The sequence below is a fragment of the uncultured Pigmentiphaga sp. genome, assembly GCF_937950555.1.
Lineage (GTDB): Bacteria > Pseudomonadota > Gammaproteobacteria > Burkholderiales > Burkholderiaceae_B > Pigmentiphaga.
The window spans coordinates 31,583-51,732 of the sequence record NZ_CALFCW010000046.1; the positions used below are offsets into that span (position 1 = coordinate 31,583).

Genomic DNA, 20,150 nt, shown 5'->3' on the forward strand with positions numbered 1-20,150 from the left:
CGCCGGAACGCCTCACCCGGTCTTGCGCCGGCGGACGGCGCGCGCGGGCGGCGAGGATTCGGCCGCTGCGCCCGGGGCGAGGTATTTCTTCAGGTAGCGGCCCGTGTGGCTGCCTGCCGCTGCGGCGATGTCTTCCGGCGTTCCTTCGGCCACGATGCGCCCCCCGCCATCGCCGCCTTCCGGGCCCATGTCGATGATCCAGTCCGCCGTCTTGATCACGTCCAGGTTGTGTTCGATCACGACCACGGTGTTGCCGGCGTCCACCAGGTGTCCCAGCACGCGCAGCAGCAGGGAAATATCGTGGAAATGCAGGCCCGTCGTCGGTTCGTCCAGGATGTAGAGGGTGCGGCCAGTGCCCCGCTTGGATAGCTCTTGCGATAGCTTCACGCGCTGCGCCTCGCCTCCCGACAGCGTGGTGGCGCTTTGCCCCAGGCGGATATAGCCCAGCCCGACGTCGATCAAGGTCTGCAACCTGCGCGCGATGGCGGGCACCGCGTCGAAATACTCCAGCGCCTGCTCGACCGTGAGGTCCAGCACCTCGCTGATGTTGCGGCCGCGGTAGCGGATTTCCAGCGTTTCCCGGTTGTAGCGGCTGCCGTGGCAGACGTCGCATGGCACGTAGATGTCGGGCAGGAAATGCATTTCCACCTTCACGACGCCGTCGCCTTGGCAGGCCTCGCAGCGGCCGCCTTTCACGTTGAAGCTGAAGCGGCCGGGGTCATAGCCGCGCGCCCGCGCTTCGGGTACCCCGGCGAAGAGCTCCCGTATCGGCGTGAACAGGCCGGTGTAGGTGGCCGGATTGCTGCGCGGGGTGCGGCCAATGGGGCTCTGGTCCACGCTGATGATTTTGTCGAAGTGTTCCAGCCCGTCGATGGATTCGTACGGCGCCGGTTCCGTCTGGCTGTTGTAGAGGTGCCGGGAAACCGCATTGACCAGGGTGTCGTTGACCAGTGTGGATTTTCCCGACCCCGACACGCCGGTCACGCATACCAGGCGGCCGGCGGGGATGCGCAGGTCCACGCCCTTGAGGTTGTTGCCGGTGCAGCCTTTCAGTTCCAGCCAGGGCAGGTCTGCGCCGCGCACGGGCCGGCGGGGCGGAATGGGGATGGATTTTTTGCCGCTCAGGTACTGGCCCGTGAGCGAGTTCGGATCGGCCACGATGTCGGCCGGCGTTCCCTGCGAAACGACCTGGCCACCGTGTTCGCCTGCGCCCGGCCCCATGTCCACGACCCAGTCGGCTTCGCGGATCATGTCTTCGTCGTGCTCGACCACGATCACGCTGTTGCCCAGGTTGCGCAGGTGGCGCAGGGTTTCGATCAGCCTGTCGTTATCGCGCTGGTGCAGCCCGATGGACGGCTCGTCCAGCACGTACATCACGCCGGTCAGCCCCGAGCCGATCTGGCTCGCCAGGCGTATGCGCTGGGCCTCGCCGCCAGAGATGGTGTCGGCGCTGCGGTCCAGCGACAAATAGCCCAGGCCCACGTTATTCAGGAAAGTCAGGCGCGCCAGGATCTCCCGCACGATGCGGTCCGCGATCTCGCGCTTGGAGCCGGTGAGCGTGAGGTGCTCGAACCACCGCTGACATTCGGCCAAGGGCAAGGCTTCCAGTTCGAAAATGGCCCGGCCGTAGTCCCCCTCGCCGACCCGGACGTGGCGTGCCTCCGCGCGCAGGCGCGAGCCGCCGCAGTCGGGGCAGGTCTTGATGTTCCGGTACTTGCCGAGCTCCTCGCGAACGGTCGGGGAGTCCGTTTCCCGCCAGCGCCGCTCGAGGTTGGGGATGACCCCTTCGAACGGGTGCGTGCGCACGGTGGTGCGACCTTTTTCGTTGACGTAGGTGAAGGCGATTTCCTCGTCGCCCGAACCGAACAGTACCCGCTGCTGGATGGTTTCCGGCAGTTCTTCGAAGGGCGTCTCGACGTCGAATTCGTAAAAGGCCGCCAGGCTGGTCAGCAGCTGGTGGTAGAAGGGGTTGCGGCGGTCCCAGCCGCGTATCGCCCCTCCGGCCAGGCTCAGTTCGGGGAAAGCCACGACCCGTTTCGGGTCGAAGAAGCCGACGTGGCCGATGCCGTCGCAGCTGGGGCACGCGCCGATGGGGTTGTTGAAGCTGAACAGGCGCGGTTCGAGCTCGGGCAGGCTGTGGCCGCAAACCGGGCAGGCGTAGCGGCTGGAGAAGAGGTGTTCGCGCCCCGGTCCGTCGGCGTCCATCTCCAGCACGATGGCCCGGCCCTCTGCCAGCGCGATCGCCGTCTCGAAGCTCTCGGCGAGGCGCTGCTGGGCGTCGGGCCGCACGCGCAGCCGGTCGATCACCACGTCGATATTGTGCTTTTCGTTCTTCTTGAGCGGGGGAGCGCGGTCGATGTCCAGCATCTCGCCATCCACCCGCACCCGCACGAAGCCCTGCGCCTGGAGGTTGGCCAGCTCATCCTCGAAGCTGCCCTTGCGGTCGCGCACGAGCGGGGCCAGGATGGCCAAGCGGGTCTCGGCGGGCAGGGCAAGCGTGATATCGACCATCTGGCTGATGCTCTGCGCCTGCAAGGGCAGGTTGTGTTCCGGGCAATAGGGCGTGCCGACGCGTGCGAACAGCAGTCGCAGGTAGTCGTGGATTTCCGTGACCGTGCCCACGGTCGAGCGGGGGTTGTGGCTGGCCGCTTTTTGCTCGATGGAGATCGCGGGCGACAGCCCTTCGATCAAATCCACCTCAGGTTTGTCCATCAGCTGCAGGAACTGCCTGGCGTAGGCCGAGAGGCTCTCGACGTAGCGGCGCTGCCCTTCGGCATAGAGGGTGTCGAAAGCCAGGGACGACTTGCCGGAGCCCGATAACCCCGTGATCACCACGAGCTGGTGGCGAGGCAGTTCCAGCGATACGTTTTTCAGATTGTGGGTGCGTGCGCCCCTGATGCGAATGACATCCATCAAACCTTTCCCGAGCCGGTCCGGCAGAAAGCCAACTTGGTAATATAACCCCCCCGTGCGTGCTTACGCGCTCCCCCTCAAGGGGCAGTGTCAGTGGAATGCCCCTCGCGCGGCCAGGCCGCTTCCCCAGGATTGGCGCGGCCGCGATCCAACGGGGGAAGGGAGAGGCAGGGGGTGCGGCGCCGGTGCTATCGCTGGCGGCCGGCGACAGCGATGGGTGACATGACGAAGAAACTCGTATTGGATCAAGTGCGGAGCGGGTTTGGCTCGGCGCAGCCTTCGGCTGCTGCGCCTGCCGCCGCGTGCGGGGCGGGCCGATGACCGCTTTCCGGATGACTCCCTTCGAACGCCGTGCCGGGCTTTCGTTGGCGGCGCTCTTCATGTGCCGCATGCTCGGGCTCTTTCTGCTCCTGCCCGTGTTCGCCGTGGCCGCGAAAGAGCTGCCGGGCGGCAACGACGCCGCCCGGGTCGGGCTGGCGCTCGGCATGTATGGCTTGACGCAGGCGTTCATGCAGATTCCGTTCGGCCTGGCATCCGACAAATGGGGGCGCCGTCCTGTGGTCGTGTTCGGCCTGGTGCTCTTCGTCGTCGGCAGCATCATCTGCGCCGTGGGGAACGATCTGTTCTGGATTACCCTCGGGCGGGCTATCCAAGGCTCGGGCGCGATATCTGCCGCCGTGACGGCGTGGCTGGCGGACGCAACGCGCGACGAGGTGCGGACCAAGGCCATGGCGATGATAGGCGCTTCCATCGGCCTGACCTTCGCGGTTTCTTTGGTGGCGGCGCCGGTACTGGTGGGGTGGGGCGGCCTGACCGGCCTGTTCTGGACCATTGCAGCGCTGGGTGTGGCGGCGCTCGGGATCGCGGCCTGGGTGGTGCCGGAGGCGCCGCGCACCGTCGGCTCCGCCCCCGCTTCGCTATCCGGCGTGGTGGCCCACCCGGATTTGCTGCGCCTGAACCTGGGCGTCTTTACGCTGCACCTGATCCAGGTCGCTTTGTTCGTCGTGGTGCCCGCGGCGCTGGCCCAAACCGGTGGCCTTGCGGCGGGCGCCCTATGGAAGGTCTATCTTCCGGTCGTGCTGGCGTCGTTTGTCGTCATGGTGCCCGTGATCGGCGTGACCGAGCGCTTTGCCACGCATCGCAAGACCATGCTGGCGGCGATCGCCGGGCTCGTGCTGGTATGCGTGTTCTTTGCCTGGGCGCAGCGCCATTTCGCCTGGCTGGTCGCGGCGCTCATCGCTTTCTTCTCCGTCTTCAATATCCTGGAGGCCATGCAGCCTTCGCTCGTATCGCGGGTTGCCCCGCCTGCGCTCAAGGGCCTGGCGCTCGGTTTCTATAATACGAGCCAGGCCATCGGATTGTTCTTGGGCGGAGCATTGGGCGGAGCGCTGGCATCCCGCCTAGGGCCGGATTCCGTGTTCCAGGCAGCGGCCGTCCTGGCGGCGATGTGGCTGCTGGCGGCCTGGGGGATGAAACCTTTGCCGGCACGCGTCTCGGGGCGACCGGACCGGGCTTCCCGCTCGGCGACTTGAGCCTTTTGTCCCATCTACGCGCGAGCCCGTATTGCGGGAGCCGCATTTTCAACCAATGATGTTTTTTCTTTCATGCCCCGTAGCTGCGCCAGGCCGGGGTGGCTACAATCCCCCCGCCTCGCTGCGGGCCGGCGAAACCAGTCAATAGGAGTGTGGTAATGGCATCCGTCAACAAAGTCATCCTGGTCGGCAACCTGGGGCGCGATCCTGAAGTTCGCTATACGCCCGACGGCGCCGCGATCTGCAACGTGTCCATCGCCACCACGTCCCAATGGAAGGACAAGAACACCGGCGAGCGGCGCGAAGAAACCGAATGGCACCGCGTCGTCTTCTATAACCGCCTGGCCGAAATCGCGGGCGAATACCTGAAGAAAGGCCGCTCCGTTTACGTGGAAGGCCGCCTGAAGACCCGCAAATGGCAGGATAAGGACGGTGTGGACAAATACACCACCGAAATCATTGCAGACCAAATGCAGATGCTCGGTGGCCGGGAAGGCGGCGGCGATTCGTACGGCGATTCCGCGCCGGCTCCTCGCCAGAGTGCCCGTCCCGCGGGCGGCGCGCCGCAGCGTCCCGCCTCGTCCGGCAGTGCCGCGCCCAATTTCGCGGACATGGACGACGACATCCCGTTCTGACGCGTCAAGCGCCGCGCGGCCGGCTACGGTCGTGCGGAACCCTTTTTTCCCCTTCGAGCGCGGGGCGGGCCGCAGGGTAGCCGCGCTGCGATGCGTGTTGCCAGGAGTTCCTTCGCATGAAAGCCGTCGGCTATGAACGTCCGCTGCCCATCAATCATCCCGAGGCGCTGCTCGACATCTCCTTGCCTGAACCCGTTCCCGCCGGCCATGACATCTTGGTCGAGGTCAAGGCGGTTTCGGTCAATCCCATCGATACGAAAGTGCGCCAGCGTGCGGTGCCGGACGCCGGGCAGCGCTATAAGGTCCTCGGCTGGGACGCGAGCGGCATCGTCCGGGCCGTGGGTCCGGAGGTAACCTTGTTCCAGCCGGGCGACCGCGTCTGGTATGCCGGTTCGGTCGGCCGTGCAGGATGCAATAGCCAATTGCACCTGGTCGACGAACGCATCGTCGGCAAGGCTCCCCGCTCGCTCGATTTCGCGCAGGCCGCGGCATTGCCGCTGACCGCCATCACGGCGTGGGAATTGCTGTTCGACCGGTTCGGCATCTTGCGCAACCGCGACCAACCCAAGAAATCCCTGCTCATCATCGGCGCGGCGGGCGGCGTGGGATCGATCATGACCCAGCTTGCCGCACGCCTGACGCCGTTCACGGTCATCGGCACGGCATCGCGCCCGGAAACCCAGGCCTGGGTGCAGGAGCTGGGCGCGCACTACGTCATCGACCACGGCAAATCGCTCGTCGAAGAGATGAAGCGCATTGGCCTGGCCCATGCGGATTACGTCGTCAGCCTGACGCATACCCAGGCCCACCTGGACGAAATCGTGGAAATCGTTGCGCCGCTGGGGCGCTTCGGACTGATCGACGATCCTCCGGCGCTCGACGCCACCCGCTTCAAGCGCAAGGTGGTGTCGGTGCATTGGGAAGGCATGTTCGCGCGTTCGCTATTCGGCACCGACGACATGATCAGCCAGCACCAGCTGCTCGAGGACGTGGCGGACCTGGTCGACGCCGGAGACATCCGCACCACGCTGAACGAATGCCTCAGCAGCATCAATGCCGAGAACCTCCGGCGCGCGCATGCGCTCATCGAGTCAGGCAAGTCGCGCGGCAAGCTGGTGCTGGAAGGCTGGAGCTGACGGTCAGGCCTGGCGCAGCGCGCCATAGGTGGCGATGCCGAGCAGGGTCATGGCGACCGACCCGCCTACGTGGGCAAGGATAGAGGTCGCCAGCCAGCCGAGGCGTTGCTGCCCGGCCAGTTCCACCAGCTCCGCCGAGAAGGTCGAGAAGGTCGTGAGCCCGCCGCAGAACCCGGTGATGATGAGTACTCGCCAGTGCGGGGCCAGTGCGGGGTGGGCGGAGAAATAGGCGAGCGCGACACCGATCACGTAGGCGCCGATGAGGTTGGCGGCCAGCGTGCCCGGAGGCAAGGCTGGGAAGAAAGCGTTGAGCGCAACGGCCAGGCCCCAGCGGCACAGCGCGCCGACGGCGGCACCGACGGCGATGGCGGTGATCACGAGCAGCATCGAGGTTCCTTGCGAGGCAGCGATTGTTTTCGTTGGCAAAGCGAGATGTTAAGCGGTCGCCAGTTCGGCGGCCACGCCCTCGAACTTGCGCGCCAGGAATTCGACCAGCGCGCGCACGCGGGCCGGGACGAACCGTCCGCTCGGCAGCAAGGCGTTCAGCGGGTAGCTTTCGATTTGCCATTGGGCCAGCAGGCGTACCAGCCTGCCGTCTGCCATCTCCTGCCGTTGTTCGACGGGCGTCTTGAGCAGGATGCCCGCCCCGGCGAGCGCCCATTGCCGGGCGAGCGAGGCGTCGTCGGTGCTGCGGTCGCCGTCGACGTGTACTTCTACGGTCTGGCCGTCGCGCGTGAATCGCCACGTGCGGTGCGGCTTGCCCGCCCTGTCGTAGGCCAGGCAGTTGTGATCGCGCAGTTCCATCGGCGTTTGCGGTGCAGGATGACGCGCGAGGTAACTGGGCGCCGCCACGACGACCGGTGCGGTATGCATCAGTCTTCGCGCTACTAGCCGGGAGTCGACCAGGTGGCCGTAGCGTATCGCCAGGTCGACTTCATCGCGCACGACGTCGAGCGGCCGGTCGCCGACGGACAGGGCGAGTCGCACCCCCGGATGGGCATGCATGAATTCATCCAGCCAGGGCAACAAGGTGGTGCGGGCCAGGTCGGACGGCGCCGCGATGCGGATCAGGCCGACCAGCTCGGCGCGGTCGGCAGTGGCCTGCGCCTCGCCTTCTTCCACGAGGTCGAGCGCCCGGCTGGCATAGTCCAGCAGCGTCTGGCCCTGGGGCGTCAGCCGCATGGCGCGCGTGGAGCGCTCGAAGAGCCTGACGCCGAGTTGGTTCTCCAGGCGCTTGAGGGTGGCGCTGGCCGCTGCGGGCGTGATGTCCAGGACGCGGGCGGCGCCGGTGAGGCTGCCGGTGCGTGCGGTCTGGACCAAGACGCACAGGTCCCTGATATTTTCAATTGCCATTTGAAGAAAATTAAATATAAATGGTCTTATCAATTATAAATTGAATGTTTACAGTGGCGATACCCACTTTTCAAGGAGTCGCCATGAAAGCCATTGGATATCGACGCAGCCTGCCCATCACTGACCCGCAGGCGCTCGAAGATGTCGAACTGCCGACACCCACGCCCGGACCGCGTGATCTGCTCGTGCGGGTGTCTGCCGTATCCGTGAATCCGGTCGACACCAAAATCCGCCGTTCGCGCCAACCCGCCGAGGGAACGGTGGAAGTATTGGGTTGGGACGCGGTCGGTGTCGTCGAGGCCATCGGTGACGCTGTTTCGCTGTTCAGCGTCGGGGACCGCGTCTTTTACGCGGGCGCCATCAACCGGCCCGGTACCAACAGCGAACAGCATCTGGTGGACGAACGCATTGTCGCGCGTGCGCCGGTCTCGCTTGACGACGAAGCAGCCGTCGCGTTGCCGCTGACGTCCATCACTGCCTACGAATTGCTGTTCGACCGCCTGCGCATTGCCAAGGGCGGTGGAGCCGGCCGGAAACTGCTCGTCGTGGGCGGCGCAGGCGGCGTCGGCTCGATTCTGATCCAGCTCGCCCGCCAGCTTACCCAGCTCGAAATCATCGCGACGGCCTCCAGGCCCGAGACGCGCCAGTGGTGCCTCGACCTGGGCGCCCATGCCGTGATCGACCATCGCCAGCCGCTGTCGGCCGGGCTGCAAGCCGCCGGCGTGGGCCACGTGGACTTCGTGGCGTCGCTCACCCAGACCGAGCAACACTACGAAGAAATCATTGCCAGCCTCAAGCCGCAAGGCGCGCTGGCGGTGATCGACGACATGGTCGGCCTCGACGCCATGAAGCTCAAGACCAAATCGATCTCGCTGCATTGGGAGTTGATGTTCACCCGGCCCCTGTTCGAGACGCCCGACATGGGCGAGCAAGGCCGGCTGCTCGCAGAAGTGGCGGCGCTGGTCGATGCCGGCCGCCTGCGCAGCACCGTCAATCATCGCCTCGGCCTCATCAATGCCGAGAACCTGCGCCGCGCACATGCTTTGATCGAAAGCGGCACGGCGCAAGGCAAGGTCGTGCTGGTTGGCTTTGGAGCGTGAGACGGTTCGTCGCTGCTCCAGGTGGCTTGGCGCCGAAGCATTCGGCGCTAAGCTATGGCAGATAGGCGCTCCGCCCCACAAGCGCGGAGCGCTTCGATGTAAGGTGTAACGAGCTACCCGCCATCGGACTTTGCCATCGGGATCTCACCATGAGTCCGTCTGCCAGCTTTTCGCTCCGCCAGCCGCCGCCTTGGCCGCCCGAACGCTTTCGCGAGCCGGAAGCGGCCGTGCAGCGCTTGATCGATATCTATGCGCGCAATACCCGGTTTCTCTGCGACAGCTTCCGCGAGGTGGTCGCAGCGCGGGGCGCGGCGCCCGGGCGCATCCGGGCCTGCTACCCGTATATACGGATACGCGTGGAAACCTACGACGAAGTCGACACGCGCCTCTCGTACGGGCACGTTGCCGAACCGGGCGTTTACCAGACCACGGTCACGCAGCCGGAACTGTTTCGATCGTATTTGACGGAGCAGATCGGGCACTTGCTCAAGAACCATGGCGTGCCCGTCGAGATCGGCGAGTCCGACGTGCCGATTGCGCTGCATTTCGCGTTCCCTGAAGGAAGCTACGTCGAAGGCGAGGACATCGAGGCGCTGAAGCGGCCCTTGCGCGATTTGTTCGATACGCCGGACCTGTCCGTCACAGACGATTCCATCGTCAACGGCACCCGCGCCAGCCAGCCGGGCGAGCCGCAACCCCTTGCGCTTTTCACCGCGCCGCGCATCGATTATTCGCTCCACCGGCTGCAGCATTACACGGCCACCGCGCCGGGGTATTTCCAGAACTTCGTCCTGTTCACCAATTACCAGTTCTACGTGGACGAATTCTGTGCCCGCGCGCGGTCCCTCGTGGCAAGCGGGCAATACGAGGCGCTGGTTGAGCCTGGCAATCGCATTACGCGCGCCGGCTCCCTCGACGCGGCCCCTGCGCCGCTGCCGAGAATGCCCCAGATGCCCGCTTACCACTTGGTTCGTCCGCACCATGCAGGCATCACGCTCGTCAACATAGGCGTCGGTCCTTCCAACGCCAAGACCATCACCGACCACATCGCCGTGCTTCGCCCGCATGCGTGGCTCATGCTTGGCCATTGCGCCGGGTTGCGCGCATCGCAGCGCCTTGGCGACTATGTGCTGGCGCACGGCTACGTGCGGGAAGACCACGTGCTGGATGCAGACCTGCCGACGTGGGTGCCCATTCCGCCCTTGGCGGAAATCCAGGTGGCCCTGGAGCAGGCCGTGGCCGAAGTGGCGGGGCTTTCGGGCTGGGAGCTCAAGCGCATCATGCGTACCGGGACCGTGGCCACCGTCGACAACCGCAACTGGGAGCTGCGTGACCACATGGAACCCGTGCAGCGGTTTTCCCAATCCCGCGCCATCGCGCTCGACATGGAGTCCGCGACCATCGCCGCGAACGGCTTCCGGTATCGCGTCCCGTACGGAACGCTCTTGTGCGTTTCCGACAAACCCTTGCACGGGGAGCTCAAGCTCCCCGGGATGGCATCGGCCTTTTATCGCAAGCAAGTGGGCCAGCACCTGGACATCGGCCTGCGGGCGCTGGAGATCCTGGGCCAGATGCCTCCCGAGCGGCTGCACTCCAGGAAGTTGCGCAGTTTCCTGGAAACGGCGTTTCAATGAAATCCGCCAGCGGGCGCGGCCGGCCTTTACGCCTGCAGCTCCCGCGCTGCCATGTCCCATATCTCCTGGCCCAGGGGATGGCGCTGTTCTTCGATGATGTGCGCCATCAAGCCCGCCGTGCGGCCGATCAGGGTGAGGGCCTTTCCCTGTTCCGGCGTCAGGCCCATGTCGAGCGTGATCGCGCCTTTGGCGCCGGTGGCATTGAGCGGGATCTTGCGGCCGGTGGCCCGGCTGGCGGCACTGGCCAGTTCCACGGCGAAGCGGCAGTACGTGCCGTAGTAGCCGCAGTCGCGCGCGATTTCGAACATTTTTTCGCACCTTGGGTCGCCATCCACGTGAATGGGGTGTCCCAACCCGGGAATCTTGCGTTTCGCCGCGCGATTTTTTTCTACGCAATTCTCGGCCGCCGCGCGCAGCTGTTCGTCCGTCCACGTTTCTTGCTGCGGCAGCGCGTCACGCAGAAAGCGCGCGCTATATTCGATCACGCCCAGGAAGCGGGTTCCCGCGCCGAGCAGGCCGGCGGCCAGGGCGCCTTGCATGGCTTCTGGCGCGCCGTGCAGCGTCAGCCGCGCAGAAAGCGCGCTGGGGGTGAGCCCATGGTCCGTGGCGCTCACCAGGAATAGATTGAGCATGCGCTTGAGGCGTGCATCGGGAAACTTGCCGAGCAGTTCCAGTGCCATGACGTCGACGAAGTCGCGCTTGTCGAACAGGTCATGCACGAGGTCGTAGCCTCGAACCGTAATGCGGTGGGCGTCTCCGCCTCCTATTTCGCTACGTGCCATGTCGAATACCTCAATGAATGACGCCGTCCAGCGCGACGACGCCTTTGCCTTGTTCGAGAACCGTCAAGGGGTTGATTTCGAGTGCCTGGACGCCATCCCCCAGGGAAAGGAATAGGGACGCCGTTTTCTCGATGGCGTCGAGGAGTGCGTCCCGGTCGTGCCCGGGGCGTCCGCGGTGCGGGGCGAGCAACTTGCCGACCCGGGTGTCGTTCACGATTGCTTCGAAGGTTCGCCGGTCCGCGGGCAGGCGGCACCGGGCGACGTCGGCGAGGATTTCCACGGTGATGCCTCCTGCGCCGAACGACAGGATGGGGCCGAACACGGGATCCCTGTGTATGCCGACGAGCGTTTCGATGCCTTCCCGGATCATTTCGCCGACCAGCACCCCCCGTATCGAGGCGGGATGGATGCCATGCCGCGCAGCATTGCCCATGATGCGCTCGAACGCACGTGCGACCTCGGCCTCGTCGCTTAGGTTCAGCGCGACGCCGCCCACGTCGCTCTTGTGCTGGACGCCATCGGCGAGCAGCTTGAGTACGACGGGAAAACCGAGCTCGCGTGCCGCGTTGGCCGCTTCCTGCGGCGTGGTGGCGATGGTTTCTCGGGGGACGCGCAAGCCGTGGCGAGCGAATAGCGCCTTGGCCTGGGCCTCATTCCACGGTCCTTGCGCCGGAGGTGCTGGAGGTGCCGAGATGGGGGCCCGCGCGAGCTCATCCAGCGGGGCGCGGTGGTAAGCATCGCAACGCGCCATGGCGCGCAAGGCGTTGCGCAGGCTGTAGATGGGCGGATACCCCGCTTCGATGAGGAGCTCGTGCGCCGGTCCCCGGCGGCTGCTCATCCAGACCGGGACGAAGGGAATGGGCGCGCGGCCGGCCACGTCCATCAGGTTGCGCACCGATGCTTCCGTCGTCGCGGCATAGTTGGAAGTAATGGGGTAGAGGACGGCGTCGATGCCCGGGTCCGAGAACAGAGGCTCCAGGCATCGCTTGGCCAGCGCGGTATCCGTCAACGCCTTGGTGGTGAGGTCGACCGGGTTGGTCAATGCGGCATACGAGGGTGCGTGTTTGGCCATGGCCGAGACGGTGCCTGGCGACAGGCTCGCCATTTCCAGGCCTGCGGCGCCGATCATGTCGGCCGCCAACACGCCGGCGCCCCCGGAGGAGGAATACACGCAAACGCGTCGGAAGGGCTTGCCGCCCGCCCTCGCGAGCAGGCTGGCCACGTCCAGCATCTCGTCCAAGTCGTCGACGCGGATGACGCCGTATTGTTTGAAAACCGCTTCATTGACGGCATCTTCCCCGGCCAGGGACGCGGTGTGGGATTGCGCCGCCCGTGCACCGAACGCGGAGCGGCCGACCTTGAGCACGACCACGGGCTTGCGCGAGCGGTGGGCTGCCTGGACCGCGGCGATGAAGCGCTCCCCGTCCTTGATGCCTTCCACGACCACGCAAATGGCTCGCACGTCGTCGCGGCCCGCGAGCCATGCCATGAAGTCGGCGCTGTCCAGGTCGACCTCGTTGCCGGTCGAGAACCATCGCCCGAAATGCACGCCGCGATCGCTGCCTTGCATGAGCGACCGCCCCAGGCCCCCGCCTTGCGTCACGAGCGCCAGCGGCCCGCCGGCGCCGTCGTTTCGAAATTCTGTGGAGAATGTCAGGCCCAGGCGCGGGCTGAGGCTGGTGAGCCCGGCGCAATTCGGCCCGTAGATGCGCATGCCCGAGGTGCGTGCGAGTTCCCGCATGGCTTGTTCGGCGGCACGTCCCTCGGCACCCGCCTCGGCGAACCCGCCGGTAAAGACGACGGCCGTGCCGACGCCTTTGTCCGCGCAGCGCCTCAACGCGTCGAGGGCGCTTTCTGCGGGCACCAATATCAGCGCGACGTCAATGTCGCGCCCGGGCACGCTGTCGATATCGGGGTAGAGCGGGCGTCCCTTGTGCTCGCCGCCGCGCGGATTGACCAGGTAAGTGTCGCCGGCGAAGTCCGAATGCTCGATTACGTTTTCGACGGTCGTATGGCCGAGCGACCCCGGTGTGGTCGAGGCGCCGACGATCATGATGGAGCGAGGAGCCACCAGGCGGTCGAGATCGGCAAAACGCATCATGGCCGGGCCTCGCGCAGTCTGACCAGGGTTACCCAGGCGCTTTCCAGGACGACGTCGCCGCGTTGGTTGAGCACCGTCCGGTCCAGCGTCACCTTCCCCGCATCGGGCCTGCCGCGGGACAATCGTTTTTCACCGATCGACAAGGCTACCTGGAGGGTATCGCCAATGAACACCGGCTTGCGCCAGCGGCACGACAGCTCGGTCAAGGCCAGGCGCGATTTGTCCATGAGCCGGTAGACGGGCATGCGGGTGGTCAGCCCGGATGCGATGGCGAGCGTCAGCAGGCCGTGGGCGGCGCGTTGGCCGAAGGCGTGCTGGGCCGCGTAGACCGCATCAGTGTGGAGCGAGTTGTAGTCGCCCGAGAGCCCGGCAAAGTTGACGACGTCGGCTTCCGTGACCGTGCGGCGAGGGCTGAGCCAACGGGCGCCCGGCTCCAGGTCTTCGTAATAGAGCGCGGCTTGCAGATAGCTTTCTAGATCCATGCGAGCTTCCTCAAGAACGGCCGCCGGTGACGTGCAGCGTCTCGCCCGTGATGAAGCCGGCCAGGCTCGAGGCCAGGAAGGCAACGGCGGAGGCAACGTCTTCCGGCTCGCCCAGGCGGGCCACGGGAGTATTTTGTTTCGCGCGTTCCGTGAGCTCGTGATAGTCCGGCCGTTGCCGCATGCGGGGCGTGGAGATCACGCCCGGCGCGATGGCGTTGGCCGTGATGCCGAATTTCCCCGATTCCAGCGCCAGGGAGCGGGTAAAGCCGATAAGCCCGGCCTTGGCCGCGGAGTAATTGGTCTGCCCAGGGTTGCCGCGATGGGCCCGCGACGCGATATTGATGATGCGGCCGAATTTGTTCTGCATCATGCCGGGCAGCACCGCGCGCGAGCAATGGAAGGCGCCCTGCAGCGTCACGTCCAGGACGGCATGCCAGTCTTCCTCTTTCATTTTGGTGAGGTAGGCGTCCCGGGCGAAGCCGGCGTTATTGACCAAGATATCAATATGGCCGAACCGCGCCCGGGCCCGGTCGACCGCAGCGCCGACTTCTTCGCGCGACGTGACGTCAGCGCGGCAGGCGAGCGCGCGGGCGCCCGCTGCCTCCAGGGCCGCAAGGGCCCCTGATAGCGCCTCGTCATTGGTGTCGCAGATGACGACGTTGGCATGTTCCTGGGCCAGGCGCTGGGCTATGGCCAGCCCCAGCGTGCCTGCCCCGCCCGTGATGAACGCAGTGCGGTCCTTGAGTCCGAGATCCATGATTGATAGCAGAAGTGGGGAATGAGTGTGTCGGATAGGATGGAAATCATTCGATGCGGATCTTCGCCCGCTCGATGAGTTGTTGGGCAGCCTTGCGTTCTTTCTCGAGGAACACGGCGAAATCGTCTGGAGAACTGCCTACCAATGGCGTGCTGATGGATGCGAAACGTTCTTGGACCACCGGATCCTTGAGCGTGTCTTGCAGCGCGGCGGCCAGCTTGTCGATGATGGGGCGCGGCGTTCCTGCCGGGACGACGACGGCCTGCCACGTAGTGACTGAAAAGCCCGGCACGCCCGCCTCGGCCACGGTCGGCACGTCAGGCAGGTCCGGCACCCGCTTCGGGCCCGTTACTGCCAAGGCGCGCAACGCGCCGGTCTTGATGTGCGGGTTCGTCGTCGAGCGGCTGTCCGCCATGAAGTCCAGCCGGCCGGCCAGCAGGTCTTGGATCGCCGGGCCGCTCCCCTTGTAGGGCACGTGCGTCATGGAGGCGTTGAGCGCGATCGACAACGACGCGCCCGCGATGTGCATGGAGCTGCCATTGCCCGCTGAACCGAAGGTCAGCGGCTTTCCGCTCCTGGCTGCAGCGATGAGGTCGCCCATGGTCTTGTACGGAGAATCCTTTGGCACCACGACGACCAGCGGCGAGTCCGTCAATTGCGTGACGGGGGCGAAGGCCTTGGCGGGATCGAGCTTATTGTTGGCGTAGAGATATTGATTCACCGCCAGCGGCCCGACGTTGGCCCACAGCAGGGTATAGCCGTCGGGTGCTGCCGACGCGACGGCGTCGTTGGCGATGTTGCCGTTCGCGCCGGGTTTGTAGTCGGGCACGACGGGCTGGCCCAGGCGCTTGGATAGTTCGTCTTGGACCATTCGGAACGCGATGTCGGATGCCCCGCCCGGGGCAAAGCCGATCACGACGCGAACGGGCTTGGCCGGGTATTCGGCGAAGGCAGGGGCGGCGGCGGTCATGGCGATGCCGAGGAGCAAGATCGGATGCAGGCGCTTCATGATGTCTCCTTTTTCAGTGAGTTGAGCTGCAGGCGATGGGCGTCAGAGCGATGTGTCGTACTTGATGTTCTTGAGCTGGGTGTTCTCGATGATGGCTTCCAGGCCCCGTTCCTTTCCGATGCCGGATGCCTTGTAGCCGCCGAACGGGGCATCGACTGAGGTGCGTATGCCCGTGTTGATGGCGATGCTGCCCGCTTCGATGCGGCGAGCCATGCGCAGCGCCCGCCCGCCGTCGCGCGTGAACACGACGGCTGCCAGCCCGTACCGCGTGTCATTGGCGATGCGCACCGCTTCGTCTTCATCTTCGAACCCGATCAAGGATTGCACCGGCCCGAAGATTTCCTCCTGCGAGGTGCGCATGTGGGCTGTGGCCCCGAGCAGTAGCGTCGGGCCGACGAAAAAGCCACGCGACGTATCGGGACGTGCGGACGGGTCGACGTAAGTACGGGGTGCTGCGCCTTCCTGCCGCGCGATGTCGAGGTAGCGGCGGACGCGATCGGCATGGGAGCGGCTGACGAGCGGGCCCATCTGCGTCGTCGGGTCGGACGGGTCTCCCATGCGTATCGCGGCGAGCCGTGACTCGAGCTTTGCGAGGAATGCTTCCCGGACGGCGTTCTGTAAGAGTAGTCGCGTGCACGCGATGCAGACCTGTCCGGAGTTCTTGATGATGTCGCCGGCAGCAACGTCGACCGCGGCATCGAGGGGGGCATCCTCGAACACGACCAGGGGCGACTTGCCTCCCAGTTCGAGCGTGACGCGCTTGAAATCGGCCGCGGCCGCGGCCGAAATGGCGGCTCCCGTCTGGGTGCCGCCCGTGAACGAGACGCGCGCGACGCCCGGGTGGCGTACCAAGGCGTCGCCGACTTCGGGGCCTGGGCCGTTGACCACGTTGATGACGCCGTCCGGAAATCCCGCCTCCGCAAAAAGCTCGGCAAAGGCCAAGGTAGAGAGGGGAGTGATCTCAGACGGCTTGATCACGACCGTATTGCCGGCGGCCAGAGCAGGCGCGAGCTTGTGGAGCGTCAACGTCATGGGATAGTTCCATGGCATGACCAGTGCGCATACGCCGAGCGGCTCGCGCAACGTGAAGTTCAGGACGCTGGCGCTATTGAGGAGCGGGATGGTGTCGCCGCGGACGGCGGGGATGATGCCCGCGAAATAATCCAGCGAGGCAGGCATGGCCGCGAGCGATTCCCGCGAATGCGTGATGGGCTTGCCGACGTTGAGCGTTTCTATCCACGCCAATTTCTCCGTGTCGCGCTCGAACAGTTGCGCCAGGCGCCGCAGCAGACGGGCCCGTTCTCGCGGAGTCGTGTTGCGCCAATGCGTGTCGTAGGCGCGGCGGGCAGCCTGTACGGCGGCGTCCACGTCGCGGGCGGTGGCAGCGTGGACATGCGCGAGCACATCGCCCGTGGCCGGGTTGTAGGTCGGAAAGAGGGTGTCTGCACTTCCGGCCGTCCACCGGCCGTCGATCAGCATGCGATAGGGTTGGTCGTTGACGTACTTCATGGCGCTAGACGGTGCCGTGGAAAGCGTGGGGGCTGCGGCTTCGCGCAGCGATGTCGAGATAGAGGCCGGCGATGGCATCCCTGTCGAGCGGGCGCGGATTCAGGCGCGTCGACGGGCTTCGCAACGCGCGGTCGGCCAGCTCCAGTGCTTGGGGGGTATCGAGCTCCAAGGCCGGGAGGCGATCCGGCAAGCCACCCAGCGAACGCATGCGGCGGACGGCATCGAGCAGTTTGCGCGCTGCCGCGCTGTCGTCTTCTTCGGGCCCTGCCAGCCCGCCGAGTCGCGCTGCGCGCGCATAGCGGCGATGCGCGGTCGCCACGGAGAATTCGGCGATGGGGTCGAAGATGGCCGCCAGGACTTGGCCATGGGAGAGTGCCACGCGGTCTTCGAGCGGCGTGCAAAGGCCGTGGACTGCGTCGACCCGCTTCATGCCGATGGCGACACCTGCGAGATAACTGGCCATGAGCATGTCTTCGCGGGCGCGGAGATCGTCCGGCTCGGCCAGTACGCGCGGATAAGCATCGAGCGCGCGGGCGAGCGCAGCGGCCGCCAGTGCTTCCGCCACGGGGGCGTCGCACTCGTTGACTAGCGCCCCGAAGGCGTGCAGCAAAGCGTCGAAGCCGCTTGCCGCCGTGACGGCAGGCGGAAGGCCCAGCGTGAGCTCGGGAACGAGGGCGACCGCGCCAGGCCGGCTGCGCAGGCTACGGAACACCAACTTGCGACCTGCTTCGTCTTTGATGAGGGCAGCCGTACTGCTTTCGCTGCCGGTGCCGGCCGTCGTGGGAATGGCGAGAAAGACTGGATCGGAGGCGGAGGGCGGGGCGGCCGACCATGCGTCATTCGGGTCTAGCCACGCGAGCGGGTCGTCATGGGTGCCGAAGACACAGGCATAGGCCACCTTGGCGACATCGATCACGCTACCCCCTCCTACGGCGATCAATGCGTCGCATGAAGCGGCACGGATGCGCGCAGCTGCCGAACGCACGTCGGCCAGTCCCGGGTTGGACGGGATGCCCTCGTGGACCACGACGATCCGGCTTCCGGCTTGTTTCGCCGCCTGTCCAAGGAGCGCGACGGCTTGTCCTTGGACGTGCCGGTCGGCGATCACGGCAATGCGCTGCGTGCCTTGCAGCACCCGTGCGATGAAGGCATGCACGCCTGGGCCGCGTCCGCAATGGCCCGGCCACCAGATCGAAGACTCGGGGGAGTCGGCCGGGGGCGGCGAGGGGCTTGCGCACATGGAGTTGTCTCCCTATAATTCATTGTACGAATTGAGAATTCGGTCAATGGATTCAGTCTATCGGCAGAGACGTTGTCGCGTCAATGCCAGGAGGCCGCATGGGCAAAACGTCTAATCCGCCCGAAGATCCGCGTTTCGTGGTGGCTCTGGCGCGAGGCTTGGAAATCCTGCGTTGTTTCGATGCCGAGCATCGGCTGCTGGGCACGACCGAGATCGCGGCTCGCACGGGGCTGCCGCAGCCCACGGTGTGGCGCTTGTCGTACACCCTTCAAAAACTGGGGTTCTTGGTCTTGGTGCCCGGCGCGGACAAGCTGCGCCTCGGGCCGGCGGCCGTCGCGCTGGGCGGGGCGGCCCTGGCGGGGCAAGAGTCATTGGACCTGGCCCGGCCCCGCATGCAGGAAATGGCGGATCGTTACCATGCGGCCGTCGCATTGGGCAGGCGCGACGGCGACAGCATCGTCTACCTTGCGCGCTGCCAGGGGGATTCGCCGCTGCTGATGAATTTGCGCGTGGGGTCGCGCATTCCGCTTTATCGCAGTGCCATTGGATGGGCGTACCTCGCTTCGGGAGCGTCCGGCGAACGGGATGCCGCCAAAGGGGAAGCGGGGGCTCCGGGGCCGGAGGCCCTGCAGGCCTTCGTCGACGCGATGGCGCTCTACGATGAGCGCGGCTTCGTGATCCATTGCCGGCCCCAGCATCATGTCAATACGGTCGCCACGGCCATCGTGGTCCAGGGCAATGACCGCTATGTCATCAGTTGCGGCGGTCCGGCATCGGCGCTGCCGGTGGAGTTCATCTTGGACGAAGTGGGCCCCGAGCTGGTCAAGCTCGCCGCAGAACTGCAGCCCATCTTCTTGCTAGGCAGGCGCTACGCATGAACCAAGCGTATTCTTCTCCCCCTTCTCCCGCGCCGGCCTTGGCCACGCGCATCACCCGGCTTTTCGGAATCCGCTACCCGGTGTTATTGGGCGGCATGATGTGGCTGTCGGATGCAACCCTGGTCGCCGCAGCCGTCAACGCCGGCGCGATGGGGTTCATCACCGCGCGCTCGTCGCCCGATGCGGCCGCATTCCGCGATCAATTGCGCAAGTGCCGGGAACTGACCGGCGGAAAACCGTTCGGCGTCAATCTCACGCTCTCCCGTCGCCAAGGGGCCAACGATCTCATGGGGCAGATGCTGCAGGTCGCCTTGGAGGAAGGGGTGCGGTTTTTCGAGACGGCCGGCTTGCCTCCCGTTTCGCTGCTTCCCGCCATGCGTGAAGCAGGCGCCGTCGTCATGCACAAGTGCGCACACATTCGCCACGCCCAGGCTGCCGAGCGCTTGGGGGTGGATGCCGTCACGCTGGTCGGCATGGAGGAAGGCGGGCATCCCGGCTCCAACCTGTTGCCCACTTTCGTGAATGGCGCATTTGCCTTGGACAGGCTCTCTATTCCCCTGGCCTTGGGCGGGGGCATAGGCCACGGCCGGCAGATCGCCGCTGCATTGGCCATGGGCGCCGATGCGGTCGTCATGGGCAGCCGCTTCACGACGGCTGCCGAGACGCCCGCGCATCCGGCCTACAAGCAGCGCGTGGCAGAGGCGGACGAGCATTGCTCCCGCACGGTGTTGTCCAGCCTGGGCGACACCTGGCGCGTGCTCGACAACGAGAACGCCCGACGCGTTGCGCAGCTGGAGCAGCAGGGGGCGCGGTCGTACGAGGATTTCGGCGATCTGATCAAAGGATATCGGGCGCGCGATTATGCCTATGCCCAAGGTCTTCACGAGGAAGGCATGTTGTCGCTCGGGCCGGCAGCCGGCTTTTCCCGCGCAGTGGAGCCCTTCGCCGAGACGCTGCAGGCATTGATGTGGCAGTGCCGCGAAGCCTTGCTACGTGCCGCCGCGCTGGCGGGCATGCGCGAAGTGGATTGACCTGCGTCCGGCCGGAATGTCCGGCCGTGCGCTAACATTCTTCCTTCCTGCCCGCACC

17 protein-coding genes are annotated in these 20,150 nt (G+C 65.9%); 7 read left to right on the top strand and 10 right to left on the bottom strand.

Features of this window, described 5'->3' with window-relative positions; translation table 11 throughout:
• Positions 1-12 precede the first annotated feature (12 nt).
• Positions 13-2,913 carry an excinuclease ABC subunit UvrA gene (gene uvrA, locus Q0319_RS12130; protein ID WP_296468237.1) on the bottom strand — a complete coding sequence of 967 codons (2,901 nt, stop codon included), beginning with the start codon at positions 2,911-2,913 and terminating at the stop codon, positions 13-15.
• 317 nt (positions 2,914-3,230) lie between these two features.
• Between uvrA and Q0319_RS12135 the strand changes: the two genes are divergently transcribed.
• The 3 genes from Q0319_RS12135 to Q0319_RS12145 all read left to right on the top strand — a co-directional run bounded on the left by Q0319_RS12135 (position 3,231) and on the right by Q0319_RS12145 (position 6,216).
• Entirely contained in the window at positions 3,231-4,445 is a 1,215-nt protein-coding gene (locus Q0319_RS12135) for an MFS transporter (protein ID WP_296468235.1), read from the top strand.
• A 158-nt stretch (positions 4,446-4,603) separates the two neighbouring features.
• A complete protein-coding gene (gene ssb, locus Q0319_RS12140) occupies positions 4,604-5,080 on the top strand; it encodes a single-stranded DNA-binding protein (RefSeq protein WP_296468233.1) in 477 nt (158 codons plus the stop codon).
• A 116-nt stretch (positions 5,081-5,196) separates the two neighbouring features.
• Entirely contained in the window at positions 5,197-6,216 is a 1,020-nt protein-coding gene (locus Q0319_RS12145; protein ID WP_299452841.1) for a zinc-binding alcohol dehydrogenase family protein, read from the top strand.
• A 3-nt stretch (positions 6,217-6,219) separates the two neighbouring features.
• On the opposite strand, the gene crcB is transcribed toward Q0319_RS12145, so the two are convergent.
• Positions 6,220-6,603: a fluoride efflux transporter CrcB gene (gene crcB / locus Q0319_RS12150; protein WP_296471242.1), complete on the bottom strand. Its 384-nt coding sequence runs from the start codon at positions 6,601-6,603 to the stop codon at positions 6,220-6,222.
• A 48-nt stretch (positions 6,604-6,651) separates the two neighbouring features.
• On the bottom strand, positions 6,652-7,569 hold the full coding sequence (locus Q0319_RS12155) for a LysR family transcriptional regulator (protein ID WP_299452844.1): 918 nt from the start codon (positions 7,567-7,569) through the stop codon (positions 6,652-6,654).
• 83 nt (positions 7,570-7,652) lie between these two features.
• Here Q0319_RS12155 and Q0319_RS12160 point away from each other — a divergent pair, with 83 nt between their 5' ends.
• A complete protein-coding gene (locus Q0319_RS12160; protein ID WP_296467192.1) occupies positions 7,653-8,669 on the top strand; it encodes a zinc-binding alcohol dehydrogenase family protein in 1,017 nt (338 codons plus the stop codon).
• 149 nt (positions 8,670-8,818) lie between these two features.
• A complete protein-coding gene (locus Q0319_RS12165; protein ID WP_299452848.1) occupies positions 8,819-10,303 on the top strand; it encodes an AMP nucleosidase in 1,485 nt (494 codons plus the stop codon).
• 26 nt (positions 10,304-10,329) lie between these two features.
• Here the strand turns inward: Q0319_RS12165 and Q0319_RS12170 are convergent, their stop codons facing one another.
• From Q0319_RS12170 to Q0319_RS12200, 7 genes are read right to left on the bottom strand one after another with little or no spacing between them, the layout of a single operon-like run.
• Entirely contained in the window at positions 10,330-11,085 is a 756-nt protein-coding gene (locus Q0319_RS12170; protein ID WP_299452851.1) for a citryl-CoA lyase, read from the bottom strand.
• Positions 11,086-11,095: 10 nt separating this feature from the next.
• Complete coding sequence (locus Q0319_RS12175; RefSeq protein WP_299452853.1) at positions 11,096-13,186, bottom strand: acetate--CoA ligase family protein; 2,091 nt, start codon at positions 13,184-13,186, stop codon at positions 11,096-11,098.
• Complete coding sequence (locus tag Q0319_RS12180; RefSeq protein WP_299452856.1) at positions 13,183-13,668, bottom strand: MaoC/PaaZ C-terminal domain-containing protein; 486 nt, start codon at positions 13,666-13,668, stop codon at positions 13,183-13,185. Before Q0319_RS12180 ends, Q0319_RS12175 begins: the two co-directional genes overlap by 4 nt.
• Positions 13,669-13,678: 10 nt before the next feature.
• Positions 13,679-14,425: a 3-oxoacyl-ACP reductase FabG gene (gene fabG / locus Q0319_RS12185; protein ID WP_299452859.1), complete on the bottom strand. Its 747-nt coding sequence runs from the start codon at positions 14,423-14,425 to the stop codon at positions 13,679-13,681.
• 46 nt (positions 14,426-14,471) lie between these two features.
• On the bottom strand, positions 14,472-15,434 hold the full coding sequence (locus Q0319_RS12190) for a tripartite tricarboxylate transporter substrate binding protein (protein ID WP_299452862.1): 963 nt from the start codon (positions 15,432-15,434) through the stop codon (positions 14,472-14,474).
• Between the two features lie 42 nt (positions 15,435-15,476).
• Entirely contained in the window at positions 15,477-16,943 is a 1,467-nt protein-coding gene (locus Q0319_RS12195) for an aldehyde dehydrogenase family protein (protein ID WP_299452865.1), read from the bottom strand.
• A gap of 4 nt (positions 16,944-16,947) precedes the next feature.
• Positions 16,948-18,183, bottom strand: a complete 1,236-nt coding sequence (locus Q0319_RS12200; RefSeq protein WP_299452868.1) for an iron-containing alcohol dehydrogenase — start codon at positions 18,181-18,183, stop codon at positions 16,948-16,950.
• Between the two features lie 98 nt (positions 18,184-18,281).
• Between Q0319_RS12200 and Q0319_RS12205 the strand changes: the two genes are divergently transcribed.
• Both Q0319_RS12205 and Q0319_RS12210 read left to right on the top strand, forming a co-directional pair.
• Positions 18,282-19,061 (top strand): helix-turn-helix domain-containing protein, encoded by a 780-nt coding sequence (locus tag Q0319_RS12205; protein ID WP_299452871.1) that lies wholly within the window; start codon positions 18,282-18,284, stop codon positions 19,059-19,061.
• The gene (locus Q0319_RS12210) at positions 19,058-20,092 is read left to right on the top strand and encodes a nitronate monooxygenase (RefSeq protein WP_299452874.1); all 1,035 of its coding nucleotides are present in this window, start codon (positions 19,058-19,060) and stop codon (positions 20,090-20,092) included. The genes Q0319_RS12205 and Q0319_RS12210 overlap by 4 nt, the downstream gene beginning before the upstream one ends.
• Positions 20,093-20,150: the final 58 nt, after the last annotated feature.

What these genes read in the sequence shown, in the direction of transcription:
- uvrA (WP_296468237.1), bottom strand. Translation starts at nt 2,913, where the DNA reads ATGGATGTCATTCGCATCAGGGGCGCACGCACCCACAATCTGAAAAAC.
- Q0319_RS12135 (WP_296468235.1), top strand. Translation starts at nt 3,231, where the DNA reads ATGACCGCTTTCCGGATGACTCCCTTCGAACGCCGTGCCGGGCTTTCG.
- ssb (WP_296468233.1), top strand. Translation starts at nt 4,604, where the DNA reads ATGGCATCCGTCAACAAAGTCATCCTGGTCGGCAACCTGGGGCGCGAT.
- Q0319_RS12145 (WP_299452841.1), top strand. Translation starts at nt 5,197, where the DNA reads ATGAAAGCCGTCGGCTATGAACGTCCGCTGCCCATCAATCATCCCGAG.
- crcB (WP_296471242.1), bottom strand. Translation starts at nt 6,603, where the DNA reads ATGCTGCTCGTGATCACCGCCATCGCCGTCGGTGCCGCCGTCGGCGCG.
- Q0319_RS12155 (WP_299452844.1), bottom strand. Translation starts at nt 7,569, where the DNA reads ATGGCAATTGAAAATATCAGGGACCTGTGCGTCTTGGTCCAGACCGCA.
- Q0319_RS12160 (WP_296467192.1), top strand. Translation starts at nt 7,653, where the DNA reads ATGAAAGCCATTGGATATCGACGCAGCCTGCCCATCACTGACCCGCAG.
- Q0319_RS12165 (WP_299452848.1), top strand. Translation starts at nt 8,819, where the DNA reads ATGAGTCCGTCTGCCAGCTTTTCGCTCCGCCAGCCGCCGCCTTGGCCG.
- Q0319_RS12170 (WP_299452851.1), bottom strand. Translation starts at nt 11,085, where the DNA reads ATGGCACGTAGCGAAATAGGAGGCGGAGACGCCCACCGCATTACGGTT.
- Q0319_RS12175 (WP_299452853.1), bottom strand. Translation starts at nt 13,186, where the DNA reads ATGATGCGTTTTGCCGATCTCGACCGCCTGGTGGCTCCTCGCTCCATC.
- Q0319_RS12180 (WP_299452856.1), bottom strand. Translation starts at nt 13,668, where the DNA reads ATGGATCTAGAAAGCTATCTGCAAGCCGCGCTCTATTACGAAGACCTG.
- fabG (WP_299452859.1), bottom strand. Translation starts at nt 14,425, where the DNA reads ATGGATCTCGGACTCAAGGACCGCACTGCGTTCATCACGGGCGGGGCA.
- Q0319_RS12190 (WP_299452862.1), bottom strand. Translation starts at nt 15,434, where the DNA reads ATGAAGCGCCTGCATCCGATCTTGCTCCTCGGCATCGCCATGACCGCC.
- Q0319_RS12195 (WP_299452865.1), bottom strand. Translation starts at nt 16,943, where the DNA reads ATGAAGTACGTCAACGACCAACCCTATCGCATGCTGATCGACGGCCGG.
- Q0319_RS12200 (WP_299452868.1), bottom strand. Translation starts at nt 18,183, where the DNA reads ATGTGCGCAAGCCCCTCGCCGCCCCCGGCCGACTCCCCCGAGTCTTCG.
- Q0319_RS12205 (WP_299452871.1), top strand. Translation starts at nt 18,282, where the DNA reads ATGGGCAAAACGTCTAATCCGCCCGAAGATCCGCGTTTCGTGGTGGCT.
- Q0319_RS12210 (WP_299452874.1), top strand. Translation starts at nt 19,058, where the DNA reads ATGAACCAAGCGTATTCTTCTCCCCCTTCTCCCGCGCCGGCCTTGGCC.